13 protein-coding genes are annotated in these 11,887 nt (G+C 71.8%); 10 read left to right on the top strand and 3 right to left on the bottom strand.

The genetic code is table 11. The features are described from left to right. The 6 genes from ehuA to ACRAKI_RS25255 all read left to right on the top strand — a co-directional run bounded on the left by ehuA (position 1) and on the right by ACRAKI_RS25255 (position 5,546). Positions 1-765, top strand: coding sequence for an ectoine/hydroxyectoine ABC transporter ATP-binding protein EhuA (gene ehuA / locus ACRAKI_RS25280; protein ID WP_447008506.1), 765 nt, complete (start codon positions 1-3; stop codon positions 763-765). Between the two features lie 60 nt (positions 766-825). Further along, positions 826-1,200, top strand: coding sequence for an ATP-binding protein (locus ACRAKI_RS25275; RefSeq protein WP_447003003.1), 375 nt, complete (start codon positions 826-828; stop codon positions 1,198-1,200). Positions 1,201-1,561: 361 nt separating this feature from the next. Next, on the top strand, positions 1,562-1,843 hold the full coding sequence (locus ACRAKI_RS25270) for a metal-sensitive transcriptional regulator (RefSeq protein ID WP_447003002.1): 282 nt from the start codon (positions 1,562-1,564) through the stop codon (positions 1,841-1,843). Between the two features lie 26 nt (positions 1,844-1,869). Next, positions 1,870-2,076 carry a heavy-metal-associated domain-containing protein gene (locus tag ACRAKI_RS25265; protein ID WP_447003001.1) on the top strand — a complete coding sequence of 69 codons (207 nt, stop codon included), beginning with the start codon at positions 1,870-1,872 and terminating at the stop codon, positions 2,074-2,076. A gap of 121 nt (positions 2,077-2,197) precedes the next feature. Continuing rightward, positions 2,198-3,250, top strand: a complete 1,053-nt coding sequence (locus tag ACRAKI_RS25260; RefSeq protein WP_447003000.1) for a hypothetical protein — start codon at positions 2,198-2,200, stop codon at positions 3,248-3,250. Further along, entirely contained in the window at positions 3,243-5,546 is a 2,304-nt protein-coding gene (locus ACRAKI_RS25255; protein ID WP_447002999.1) for a heavy metal translocating P-type ATPase, read from the top strand. Before ACRAKI_RS25260 ends, ACRAKI_RS25255 begins: the two co-directional genes overlap by 8 nt. 85 nt (positions 5,547-5,631) lie before the next feature. Here ACRAKI_RS25255 and ACRAKI_RS25250 read toward each other — a convergent pair whose 3' ends face one another. Continuing rightward, complete coding sequence (locus ACRAKI_RS25250) at positions 5,632-6,246, bottom strand: DUF305 domain-containing protein (protein WP_447002998.1); 615 nt, start codon at positions 6,244-6,246, stop codon at positions 5,632-5,634. Positions 6,247-6,328: 82 nt separating this feature from the next. Continuing rightward, positions 6,329-6,808 (bottom strand): hypothetical protein, encoded by a 480-nt coding sequence (locus tag ACRAKI_RS25245; RefSeq protein WP_447002997.1) that lies wholly within the window; start codon positions 6,806-6,808, stop codon positions 6,329-6,331. 141 nt (positions 6,809-6,949) lie between these two features. On the opposite strand from ACRAKI_RS25245, the gene ACRAKI_RS25240 reads away from it, so the two are divergent. From ACRAKI_RS25240 to ACRAKI_RS25225, 4 genes are read left to right on the top strand one after another with little or no spacing between them, the layout of a single operon-like run. After that, positions 6,950-7,858: an ABC transporter ATP-binding protein gene (locus ACRAKI_RS25240; protein ID WP_447002996.1), complete on the top strand. Its 909-nt coding sequence runs from the start codon at positions 6,950-6,952 to the stop codon at positions 7,856-7,858. 4 nt (positions 7,859-7,862) lie between these two features. Continuing rightward, on the top strand, positions 7,863-8,588 hold the full coding sequence (locus tag ACRAKI_RS25235) for an ABC transporter permease (RefSeq protein WP_447002995.1): 726 nt from the start codon (positions 7,863-7,865) through the stop codon (positions 8,586-8,588). A gap of 11 nt (positions 8,589-8,599) precedes the next feature. After that, positions 8,600-9,796 carry a sensor histidine kinase gene (locus ACRAKI_RS25230; protein ID WP_447008505.1) on the top strand — a complete coding sequence of 399 codons (1,197 nt, stop codon included), beginning with the start codon at positions 8,600-8,602 and terminating at the stop codon, positions 9,794-9,796. Continuing rightward, positions 9,793-10,410, top strand: a complete 618-nt coding sequence (locus ACRAKI_RS25225) for a response regulator (RefSeq protein WP_447002994.1) — start codon at positions 9,793-9,795, stop codon at positions 10,408-10,410. The genes ACRAKI_RS25230 and ACRAKI_RS25225 overlap by 4 nt, the downstream gene beginning before the upstream one ends. Here ACRAKI_RS25225 and ACRAKI_RS25220 read toward each other — a convergent pair. After that, the gene (locus ACRAKI_RS25220; protein ID WP_447008504.1) at positions 10,407-11,771 is read right to left on the bottom strand and encodes an FAD-dependent oxidoreductase; all 1,365 of its coding nucleotides are present in this window, start codon (positions 11,769-11,771) and stop codon (positions 10,407-10,409) included. The genes ACRAKI_RS25225 and ACRAKI_RS25220 overlap by 4 nt on opposite strands. Between the last annotated feature and the right edge of the window lie 116 nt (positions 11,772-11,887).

Raw genomic sequence — 11,887 nt, 5'->3', positions numbered from 1 at the left:
TTGATCACGTTCGACCGGGTCGGCAAGCGGTTCGGGGACGCCGTCGTGCTCGACGACCTGTCCTTCGGCGTCCGCGCGGGCGAGCGGGTGACCCTGATCGGGCCCAGCGGTTCCGGCAAGACCACCATCCTGCGGATGCTGATGACGCTCACCCGCCCGGACAGCGGCACGATCACCATCGCCGGTGAGCCGCTGTTCCAGGAACGGCGCGGTGACGCGCTGGTGCCCGCGAGCGAACAGCACCTGCGGGCCATGCGGCGGCACACCACGATGGTGTTCCAGCAGTTCAACCTGTTCCCCAACATGCGGGTGCTGCGCAACGTCACCGAAGCGCCCGTGCACGTGCTGGGGCTCTCCGCCGAGGAGGCCGAGGAGCGCGCGCGGGAGCTGCTGGACATGGTCGGGCTGGCGGGCAAGCTCGACGCGTACCCGTCGCAGCTGTCCGGCGGCCAGCAGCAGCGGGTCGCGATCGCCCGCGCGCTGGCCATGCGGCCGGACGTGCTGCTGCTGGACGAGGTGACGTCCGCGCTCGACCCCGAGCTGGCCGCCGAGGTGCTGGACGTGCTGCGGGACGTCGCACGCACGTTCGACGTGACGATGCTCTGCGTGACGCACGCGATGAAGTTCGCCCGCGACGTGTCGGACCGCGTGCTGATGTTCAACGAGGGCCGGATCATCGAGTCCGCGCCGCCGGACGAGCTGTTCGACTCGCCCAAGCAGGAGCGGACCAGGCAGTTCCTGCGCTCGGTGATCGACGAGTCCTGAGGCGCGGATCGTCAGGTTCTCGTCAGGTGCGATCCGGACCGGGGATGGGACGCTGGTGTGGTGACGGCCGGTGACGACGCGGTTGTCCTGGTCGTCCAGGACGAGGACTCGACCTCACCCGAGGACGTCGCCCTCTGGCTGCACGAGCGCCTTGACGGCTGGCCGGAGCACGACGTGCAGCTGGTCGGCGTCGTGGTGGGGGAGTTGTTCGACAACGCCTGGAACCACGGCGCGCCGCCGTACGTGGTCGAACTCGTGCTCGACCGGTGGCGCGAGTCCCTGACCATCAGCGTCCGCGACCGCGCGGACCAGCGGGCCGGGCCCTGGCGTCCCGCGGCCGGTCTGCTGCTGGTCGACGCGCTGTCCGCCCGCTGGGGCGTGCTGTCGCAGGACACCACCACCACCGTGTGGGCCGAGCTGGTCTTCGAGGACTAGCGGCCTCTTCGAGGGGCTTGCCGTTCCTTCGAGTGCTGCCGGCCCTCCGAGTGCCGGCGCCCCTTCGGGACGCGATCCGGAAACCCGCCTGCCCCACCCCCGACTTGACGCTCGTCAGGTCCTCCTCCGCGCCGTGGCCGTCAATCTCCACGCCCTCCACCGCGGTCGGTTCCGCATGGGCGTCCCCCGGTGCGCGAAAAAGACGTAACCCCCGTAGGGTATCGCCGGCGAGGGCTGTCCGTGACGACGCTCACCTCTGGCTCCGGCTGATTTGACCCTTGTACCCCCCGGGGGTATAAATGTGGCTGTAGGGCACCCGCCGGAACGCGATGGACCGGCGGGAGGCCGGAGGGAGTGGGACATGCGGGGTTACACACCGGAGAAGGATGCCGTCCTCAAGCGCTTGCGCCGGGTCGAGGGGCAGGTCCGGGGGTTGCAGCGGATGGTGGAGCACGACGAGTACTGCATCGACGTGCTGACCCAGGTCGCCGCGGCGACCAAGGCCCTGCAAGCCGTCTCCCTCGGTCTGCTCGACGAGCACTTGAAGCACTGCGTCGCCGACGCGCTCGCACAGGGCGGCGAAGGCGCTGACGACAAGGTCCGCGAGGCGAGCGAGGCGATCGCCCGCCTGGTGCGGTCCTGAATCGGAACGACTACGAGGAGCACCCGATGGCCGAGTCCACTTTCACCGTCACCGGCATGACCTGCGGTCACTGCGTGGCGTCCGTGACCGAGGAGGTCACCAGGATCGACGGCGTGACCGACGTGGCCGTCGACCTGCCGACCGGCGCGGTCAAGGTCACCAGCGCCGCCCCGGTCGCGGAGGCGGACGTCCGCGCGGCGGTCGAGGAAGCGGGCTACGAACTCGCCGGCTGAGCGGCCCGAGCGGCATGACCGGCTTCGTCCGGTCGAGGTGAGGACAGGCACGAACGGCACAACGGCCGATCCGGAGCCCGCCCGTGGGGGCGGGCTCCACCAGTCTCAAGGACCTGAGCACATGAACACAGCAGCGAAGCTCTCCGCCTACGGTGCGGTACTCGCCCTGGTCGCCGGTGGCGCCTGGGCGGCCGGTAGCGCTGTCGGTCCCTTCTCCGTCGAAGCCGCCCCGCGCGGTGCCGACGGGACGTCCGGTGCTGAGGGCACCGGCCACGGGGACGACCACGGCGGCACCGTCGCGGAGGCCGCGAACGACCAGCCCGGCGGGCTGGCGTCGTCTCGGGGCGGTTACACCCTCACGCCCACCGACATGACGCTGACCACGGGGAACAACCCATTCTCCTTCCGGATCACCGGGCCGAGCGGTGCCGCGGTGACCGGGTTCGACGTCGAGCACGACAAGCGGATGCACCTCGTCGTAGTCCGGCGCGACACGTCCGGCTACCGGCACGTCCACCCCGAGATGGCGGCGGACGGCACGTGGACCGTGCCGCTGGACGTCGCCGAGGCGGGCTCCTACCGGGTGTTCGCCGACTTCAAGCCGACCGGTGGCGAAGCGACCACGCTGGGTGTCGACGTCGCCGCGGCCGGGGCGTTCGAGCCCCGTGCCCACGCGCCGTCCCGGGTGGCCCAAGTGGACGGTTACCAGGTGCGCCTGGACGGTGACCTGCTGGCGGGCAAGGCCTCGCCGGTGCGGCTGACCGTCATCAAGGACGGGGTGCCGGTCACCGACCTCCAGCCGTACCTCGGTGCTTACGGGCACCTGGTCGCGCTGCGCCAGGGTGACCTGGCCTACCTCCACGTGCACCCGGCGGGCACGCCCGGTGACGGCGAGACGGCGGCCGGCCCGGAGATCGCGTTCGTGGCGGAGGTCCCGTCAGCCGGTGGCTACCGGCTGTTCCTGGACTTCCGGCACAACGGGATCGTGCGGACCGCCGAGTTCACCGTGGCCACAGCGGGAACCCCCGTTGTGGAGACCCCCGCTGCCGGGACCCCGCCAGCGAGAACACCGACTGCGGGAACACCGACTGCGGGAACACCGACTGCGGGAACACCGACTGAGGGAACCGTTCAGGCGCCGGTCGAGGAAGAAGGAGGACACGGTCATGGCTGAGTCGCAGGTCGAGCTCGCGATCACCGGCATGACGTGCGCCTCCTGCGCGTCCCGGATCGAGCGCAAGCTGAACAAGCTGGACGGCGTGACCGCGACGGTCAACTACGCCACCGAGAAGGCCCGCGTCACGTTCCCCGCGGACGTGGACCCGGCGACGCTGGTGGAGCAGGTCGAGGCCGCCGGGTACCGGGCCGCGCTGCCGGTCGTCGAGACCCCTTCCGGGGCCGACGCGCCCGTCGTCGAGGTGGATGCGACGGCGGCGTTGCGGCAGCGGCTCATCGTGTCGACGGCGCTGTCCGTGCCGGTGGTGCTGCTCGCCATGATCCCGGCGTCGCAGTTCACCTACTGGCAGTGGATCTCGCTGACGTTGGCCGCTCCGGTGCTGGTGTGGGGCGCGTTGCCGTTCCACCGGGCCGCGTGGGCGAACCTGCGGCACGGCGCGGCCACGATGGACACGTTGATCTCGATGGGCACGATCGCGGCGTTCGCCTGGTCGCTGTACGCGCTGTTGTTCGGCACGGCCGGCACCCCGGGGATGACGCACCCGTTCGAGCTGACCATCTCGCGCGGTGACGGCGCGGGGTCCATCTACCTGGAGGTCGCGGCCGGGGTGACCACGTTCATCCTGGCGGGCCGGTACTTCGAGGCGCGGTCCAAGCGGCGGGCGGGTGCGGCGCTGCGGGCGTTGCTGGAGCTGGGCGCGAAGGACGTCGCCGTGCTGCGGGACGGCCGTGAGGTGCGCGTGCCGATCGCGGAGCTGGCGGTCGGCGACCGGTTCGTCGTGCGGCCGGGGGAGAAGATCGCCACCGACGGTGTGGTGGCGGAGGGCAGCTCCGCGGTCGACGCGAGCATGCTGACCGGCGAGTCCGTGCCGGTCGAGGTCGGCCCCGGTGACGCGGTCGTCGGCGCGACGGTGAACGCCGGCGGTCGGCTCGTGGTCCGTGCGACGCGGGTCGGGTCGGACACGCAGCTGGCGCAGATGGCGAAGCTGGTCGAGGACGCGCAGAACGGCAAGGCCGAGGCCCAGCGGCTGGCGGACCGGATCTCGGCGGTGTTCGTGCCGATCGTGATCGCGCTGTCGGTCGGGACGCTGGCGTTCTGGCTCGGCGCCGGTGGCGGTGTGTCGGCGGCGTTCACGGCGGCGGTCGCGGTGCTGATCATCGCGTGCCCGTGCGCCCTGGGGCTCGCCACGCCGACGGCGTTGCTGGTCGGCACCGGGCGTGGCGCGCAGCTGGGCATCATCATCAAGGGTCCTGAGGTGCTGGAGTCGACCCGTCGGGTGGACACGGTGGTGCTGGACAAGACCGGCACCGTCACCGCGGGCCGGATGAGCCTGGTGGCCGTGCACACCGCTTCCGGTGTGGACGAGGACGAGGTGCTGCGGCTGGCCGGGGCGTTGGAGCACGCCTCCGAGCACCCGATCGCGAAGGCCGTCGCGGTCGGTGCGGCGGAGCGGGTCGGCGACCTGGCGGCGGTCGAGGACTTCCAGAACCTCGAAGGGCTCGGCGTGCAGGGCGTGGTCGACGGCCACGCGGTGATCGTCGGTCGGGAGCGGCTGCTGGCCGAGTGGGGTCTCCACCTGGACGGTCCGCTGGCCGAGGCGAAGCGGGCGGCCGAGGAGCAGGGCCGTACCGCCGTGCTGGTCGGGTGGGACGGCGCGGCCCGCGCGGTCCTCGTCGTCGCGGACACGGTGAAGCCGACGTCCGCCGAGGCGATCCGGCAGCTGCGCGCGCTGGGGCTGACCCCGGTGCTGCTGACCGGTGACAACGAGGCCGCGGCGCGCGCGGTCGCGGCGGAGGTGGGCATCGACGAGGTGATCGCCGAGGTCATGCCCGCCGACAAGGTCGACGTGGTGGCCCGGCTCCAGGCCGAGGGCAAGGTCGTGGCGATGGTCGGTGACGGTGTCAACGACGCCGCCGCGCTCGCCAAGGCCGACCTGGGTCTGGCCATGGGCACCGGCACCGACGCCGCGATCGAGGCCAGTGACCTGACCCTCGTGCGCGGTGACCTGCTGGCCGCCGTGGACGCGATCAGGCTTTCGCGCCGCACCCTGGCCACGATCAAGGGCAACCTGTTCTGGGCGTTCGCCTACAACGTCGCCGCCCTGCCGCTGGCCGCTGCCGGGCTGCTCAACCCGATGATCGCCGGCGCCGCCATGGCGTTCTCGTCGGTCTTCGTGGTGTCGAACAGCCTCCGCCTCCGCGGCTTCCGCAGCACCACCACCGCCCACTCCCTCCCCACCTCACGAACGACCTCAACCCCCACCTCCCGTGAGTCCTACGTCCGGAACGCGTGAGTCGCTGTCGTCCGCGTCGCCGTGACGGCCCTGGGCGTGTACAAGCCCCAGGGCGTCACGGCGTTCGCGACGTTCGCGGCCAAGCTCAGCCGACGGTCCGGAGCAGGCCTTCCATCTCGGTGATCTCCGCCTGCTGAGCCGCGATGATCTGCTCGGCCAGCTTCCTGGCGTCCGCGTTCCGGCCCGAGCCCAGCAGCGTGGTGGACATGTCGACCGCGCCCTGGTGGTGCTCGATCATCAACTCGAGGAACGCCCGGTCGAAGTCGGCGGCCTCGGCCGCCTCCAGCTTGGCGGTGTCCTCGTCGCTCATGCCGGGCATGGACGAGCCGTGACCGGCGTGGCCGCCGCCCGGCGTGACGTCGGCGCCCCACGCCTCCAGCCACGCGGTCATGGTCCGGATCTCCGGGTCCTGCGCCCTCTCGACGCGTGCCGCGAGGTCGAGGATCCGGGCGTTGGCGGTGCGGCTCGGCGCGAGCTGGGCCATCCGGATGGCGCCCTCGTGGTGCGGGATCATGCCTTGCGCGAACGTGACGTCCGCGTCGTTGTGCTCATCCGACGACGCGGCGACCGACCCCGCCGCTGCCGTCGTGTGCGCACTGCTCGTGCCGTGGTCGGTGTTGTGGTCCGTGCCTCCGCCGCATGCGGTGAGGACGGTGGTCATGACGGCGAGCGCCGTCACGACCAGGTGGTTCCTGGTCATGGTGATGATTCCTCCGCGGGTGCTGTCGTGGTGTGGTGCGGACGCACGTCGAGTCCTTTGTGGACTGCCGACGTGCGGCCTGTCACAGCCGCAGCACGCAGAGGGAGGCCAGCACGGCGGGCACGCCGCGTGGCGGGGGAAGGGCTGGGCGCCGCCCGATCGTCCTCGTGACGAACGCGCCGACCGGATCGGACACCGGACTCCGGCGCACCGCGCGGAGGAGCAGCCCCGACCCGAGCGCGGCGACGAGCACGGCCAGGCACAGGTGCAGCAGGTCCTGCCCGGACGGCTCGGGCATCGAGGGCATCGCCGGCACCTCGGGTACCGGGAACACCGCAGGCATCGAGGACACCGGCGGCAGCGGCCCGGCCATGCCGATGTGGCCGGCACAGCACTCGACGGCGACGGGCTCGACGACGGCCGTCACACCGACATCCGTCCCGGCGTCCATCCCGGTGTGCCCGGCCCCGTGACCGCTCAGGTGGTGCATCCCCACGACCGCGATCGCCAGACCCAGCACCAACACCCACCTCAGGGCGCGGACACGGACCGGGACGACCACGCCGCGAACGATACCCAACGCGCCCCCGGCCACGATCCCTGAGGCCTCGGGGTGGTCTACGGGAGGATCAACCGATCGGTTGATGCGAGGTGTGACCCGCCGAGTGATCCGGACGGGCGCCGCCGCGACGACGCTGGTGGCATGGCGATCATCGAGGTGGTCGACCTCGTCAAGAGGTACGACCGGAAAGTCGCGGTGGACGGTGTCTCGTTCGCCGTCGACGAGGGGGAGATCTTCGGGATCCTCGGCCCGAACGGGGCGGGGAAGACCACGACCGTCGAGTGCATCGAGGGGTTGCGCACGCCGGACGGCGGCAGCATCCGGGTCGACGGCCTCGACCCGCGACGTGACCGGATGGAGCTGCGCACGCGGGTGGGCGTGCAGCTGCAGCGGAGCGAGCTGCCGGACCGCATCCGGGTCGGCGAGGCGCTGGACCTCTACGCCTCCTTCTACCGCGACCCGGCCGACTGGCGCACCGTGCTGGCCCGCCTGGGCCTGGCCGACCGGGTCAAGACCGAGTACCGCGAGCTCTCCGGCGGCCAGAAGCAGCGCGTCTCCATCGCGCTGGCGCTGATAGGCAAGCCCAAGGTGGCCGTGCTGGACGAGCTGACCACCGGCCTCGACCCGCAGGCCCGCCGCGACACGTGGAGCCTGGTCGAGCAGATCCGCGACTCCGGCGTCACGGTCGTCCTGGTCACGCACTTCATGGAGGAGGCGGAACGGCTGTGCGACCGGATCGCCCTGATCGACGGGGGCAAGCTGGTCGCGGTGGACACCCCGGCCGGTTTGGTGTCCAGCGTGGACGGTGAGCAGCGGGTCCGGTTCCGGCCCACCGCGCCGCTCGACGTGAAGCTGCTCGAAGCGCTGCCCGAGGTCTCGAACGTCGAGCAGCACGGGGTGCAACTCGTCGTCACCGGCACCGGCAACCTGCTGCACGCCGTCACGTCCGTGCTCGCCCGCAACCAGGTCGTCGCCGCCGACCTGCGCGTCGAGCAGGCGGGACTGGACGACGCCTTCATCCGCCTCACCGGCCGAACGCTCACGGAGTAGCAGCATGCTGAAGATCATCGACATCGAGTGGAAGCTTTTCCTGCGCGAGCCCGGCATGGTGGTGTTCGCCGTCCTCTTCCCGACCATCCTGCTGCTGGTGCTCGGGGCGATCCCCGCGTTGCGCACCCCCGACCCGAACTTCGGCAACCTGCGGTTCGTCGACGCCTACGTGTCCAGCCTGGTGGTGGTCGCGCTGGCGTTCCTGGGCCTGAACAAGCTGCCCACGACCGTCGCCACCTACCGCGAGAAGGGCGTGCTGCGCCGCTTCTCCACCACCCCCGTCCACCCGGCACGCCTGCTGGTGGCGCAGGTGGCCGTCAACGTGATCGCGGGCGCGATCTCGATCGTGCTGCTCATGGCGGCGTGCCGGCTGGTGTTCGACATCGACCTGCCGCACCACCCGCTCGGGTTCCTGGTGACGTGCCTGCTCGGCATGCTGTCGTTGTCCGCCATCGGTCTGCTGGTGGCGGCCTGGGCGCCGAACGCGCGGTCCGCCGGCGGGTGGGCGACCGTGGTGTTCATGCTGGTCATGTTCTTCGGCGGCGTGTACCTGCCCCGCTTCCTGCTGCCGGACTTCCTCAACGTCATCGGCGAGTACATGCCGCCCGGTGTGGCCGCGCTCCAGGAGTCGTGGCTGGGCGCCGCGCCGGACCCGGTGCACCTCGGCGTCCTGGCGCTGGTCACGGTGGTGGCGGGTACCGTCGCGGCGAAGTCCTTCCGCTGGGAGTAGGGGTGCGCACGATGGACGTGCTGGAGACGTGGGAGCGGCGGCTGACCGTCGCCGGCCACGCCATCCCGTACTTCGTGCTCGTGCTGACGACCGTGATGTACCTGGTGGTCGAGACGGACCCCTGGCCGACCCCGGCCGTCAACGTCGGCATCGCGGTGGCGACCGGCCTGTGGATGCTGTGGTGGTTCACCCTGCACCCCGGCTGGCGCTCCCGGTCCGGCCTGATGGCGGTGTTCTTCGTCGGCATCCTGGTGGCGTACGCGCTGCTGGGGCTGCGCGAACCGATGTTCGGGTTCTTCTCCTTCGCCGGGTACGTCTTCGCCATCGAGGTGCTGCCCGGCCGGTGGAAGCTCGCCGGGGTGTCGGCCACCGGCGTGCTGGCGGCGACGTCCCTGCACGGGGGACTCCCGCCGGCGGAGTTCGGGCCGATCGTGGTGTACCTGGCCATCGTCGTGTTCATCGTGGTCATCGCCTGCACGTTCACCACGTTCGGCCACATCACGTCCGAGCAGGCCCGGCGCCGCAAGGAGATGGTGGCCGAGATGGCGACGATGATGGAGGAGAACGCGGGGCTGCACGCCCAGTTGCTCATCCAGGCGCGGGAGGCCGGCGTGCTGGACGAGCGGCAGCGGTTGGCGCGGGAGATCCACGACACGCTCGCCCAGGGGTTCACCGGCATCATCACGCAGCTCCAGGCGGACGAGAGCCCGCCGAGGCACGTCGAGACGGCGTTGCGGCTGGCGCGGGAGAACCTGGCCGAGGCGCGTCGGTCCGTGCACGCCCTCAGCCCGCCCGCGCTGGTGGGCGCGAACCTGCCGGACGCGCTGGCCGAGGTCGTCACGGGGTGGACGGACCAGACGGGGGTGGCCGCGTCCGTGCACACGACCGGTGCGGCGCGCGCCCTGCACCCCGAGGTGGAGGTGACGTTGCTGCGCGCCGCGCAGGAGGCGCTGGCCAACGTGGCCAAGCACGCCGCCGCTTCACGGGTCGGGTTGACGCTGTCGTACATGGAGGACGTGGTGACGCTGGACGTGCGCGACGACGGTTCCGGGTTCGACCCGGCGGTGCACACGGACGGTTTCGGGCTGATCGGGATGCGCCAGCGGGTGTCGAGGCTGGCGGGCGCCCTGGTGGTGGAGTCGGAGCCGGGCGGTGGGACGGCCGTGTCCGCGTCGGTGCCCGCGATCCCGGCGGAGGTCGTGGCGTGATCCGGGTGGTGATCGTGGACGACCACCCGGTGGTGCGCGACGGGCTGCGCGGGATGCTCGCGGGCGCCGGTGACGTCGAGGTGGTGGGTGAGGCGGCGGACGGCGCGGAGGCGGTGGCCGTGGTGCGGGCCGTGGCGCCGGACGTGGTGCTGATGGACCTGCGGATGCCCGGCGTGGACGGCGTCACGGCGATCGAGCGCCTGCGCGACTTCCCGACCCGCGTCCTGGTCCTCACCACGTACGACACGGACAGCGACGTCCTGCCCGCGATCAAGGCCGGGGCCACCGGCTACCTCCTGAAGGACACCCCGCGCGACGAGCTGTTCCGCGCGGTGCGCTCGGCCGCCGAAGGCGAGGCGGTGCTGTCGCCGTCCGTGGCGACCCGGCTGGTGGGCCAGGTCCGCACGCCCACCGCGGAGCCGTTGAGCGACCGCGAGGTGGAGGTGCTCGGCCTGATCGCGCGCGGGTGCACGAACCGCGAGGCGGCGGCGAAGCTCTTCATCAGCGAGGCGACCGTGAAGACGCACCTGGTGCACGCGTACGCCAAGCTGGGCGTGAAGGACCGCGCCGCCGCTGTCGCCGTGGCCTACGAACGCGGCCTGCTCGGCACCTAGCCGCGCCGCGGTCGGCTCGAAGACGTTGTCGCGACCGCGGCCTGTCGGCGTGAACGCCGGGCTGCCTGGACGGCGCGGCGGAGTACGCGGAGGACCATGGGCGGGGTCCGCAGGACGGCCGAGTCGAGGAGGAGGTGTTGGACCGAGATGTACGTCCGGCGCAGGTCCTCGTCCGCCGAGGACGCGAGCAGGATCAGCTTGGTGTAGGCGTTGGCCAGGCCGATGCCGCGCGGGCGGTGGCCTTCGGTCTGCGGGTAGGAGTAGTCGCCGCCGGTGGCGAACTGCCACGGGGTGGCCAGGATGCCGGCGACGCGGCGGTAGTACTCGGTGGACAGTTCCGGGGTCACGGCGCCGTGCACGCCGAGCAGCCGACGCAGTTCCGCGGCGGCCATCGCGGCGCAGGACATGCCCTGGCCGTAGATCGGGTTGAAGCTGCACACGGCGTCGCCGAGGGTGAGGAAACCGGCGGGCGACCGGCGCAGGCGCTCGAAGTACCGCCGCCGACTGGCCGGGAACCGGATCACGGAGATCCCGGTCAGCGGCTCGCCGGTGCGGACGACCTCCCGGATCGCCGGGTGCGGCAACGACGCGGCGTGCGCCTCGAACTCCTCGTCGTCGTGCGGGAACCGGTCGTGCCACCCGCTGAGCGACACCAGCCAGCGGTCGCCCTCGATCGGCAGCATGAGCCCGGCCCGGAACTCCGCGGGCGCGACGGGCACCGCGAACGCGATCTTGGGCTCGACCGGGTCCGTCCTGCGGTAGAGCCTGCTGGCGTAGCCGACGCCGGCCTTGACCTCGACCGACTCGGGCACGGCCAGGCCCAGCGCGGTGAGCCAGTGGTCGGAGCGGGTTCCCCGGCCCGTGCAGTCGACGACGAGGTCGGCTTCGACCACCTCGCCGTCGTCCACGGACACACCGGTGACCCGGCCGTCCTCGCCGACCAGCCCGGACACCGCGACCCCGGTCCGCAGCCGCACCGAGTCCACCGCCCGCACCCGGCGCCGGATCGAGGTCTCCACCAGCGGCCGACTCGCGCTCATCATGCGCACGCCGGCCGTCCAATGCGATCCGACCCGGCCGAACCGGGCCGTCGAGATGCCCAGGCCGTGGTCGAGGTCGACGGCTCCGGCCTCGACCAGTTCGGCGTCCAGCCCAGGGAAGAGCTCCTCCAGAGCCCGGCGACCACCGGCCATCAGCGTGTGCGCGTGCCGGCCCTGCGGCACGCCCTTGCGCGGTTCCACCTCGTCCGGCAACTCGTCGCGGTCGAGTACGACCACCTCTTCGAACCGGTCGGCGAGAGCACGAGCCGCGGTGAGACCTGCGATGCCGCCGCCCACCACCACCGCGCGCCTTCCGATCATGTCAGCCACGGCCGGCATGCTAGCTCCACGCGGACATCGCCCAGGCGCAGTACCTCAGCCCTTCTTCGAGAAGACCGCTACGGACTACCGCCCAGCGCCGTCATCTCCGGCGCCTT

Source organism: Saccharothrix isguenensis, from assembly GCF_052936305.1.
This window is presented reverse-complemented; position numbering and strand designations above follow the sequence as displayed.

Excerpts from the sequence above, each read along its gene's own strand:
- ACRAKI_RS25260 (WP_447003000.1), top strand. The coding sequence starts at position 2,198 with ATGAACACAGCAGCGAAGCTCTCCGCCTACGGTGCGGTACTCGCCCTG.
- ACRAKI_RS25220 (WP_447008504.1), bottom strand. The coding sequence starts at position 11,771 with ATGATCGGAAGGCGCGCGGTGGTGGTGGGCGGCGGCATCGCAGGTCTC.
- ACRAKI_RS25230 (WP_447008505.1), top strand. The coding sequence starts at position 8,600 with ATGGACGTGCTGGAGACGTGGGAGCGGCGGCTGACCGTCGCCGGCCAC.
- ACRAKI_RS25240 (WP_447002996.1), top strand. The coding sequence starts at position 6,950 with ATGGCGATCATCGAGGTGGTCGACCTCGTCAAGAGGTACGACCGGAAA.
- ACRAKI_RS25265 (WP_447003001.1), top strand. The coding sequence starts at position 1,870 with ATGGCCGAGTCCACTTTCACCGTCACCGGCATGACCTGCGGTCACTGC.
- ACRAKI_RS25250 (WP_447002998.1), bottom strand. The coding sequence starts at position 6,246 with ATGACCAGGAACCACCTGGTCGTGACGGCGCTCGCCGTCATGACCACC.
- ACRAKI_RS25270 (WP_447003002.1), top strand. The coding sequence starts at position 1,562 with ATGCGGGGTTACACACCGGAGAAGGATGCCGTCCTCAAGCGCTTGCGC.
- ACRAKI_RS25235 (WP_447002995.1), top strand. The coding sequence starts at position 7,863 with ATGCTGAAGATCATCGACATCGAGTGGAAGCTTTTCCTGCGCGAGCCC.
- ACRAKI_RS25255 (WP_447002999.1), top strand. The coding sequence starts at position 3,243 with ATGGCTGAGTCGCAGGTCGAGCTCGCGATCACCGGCATGACGTGCGCC.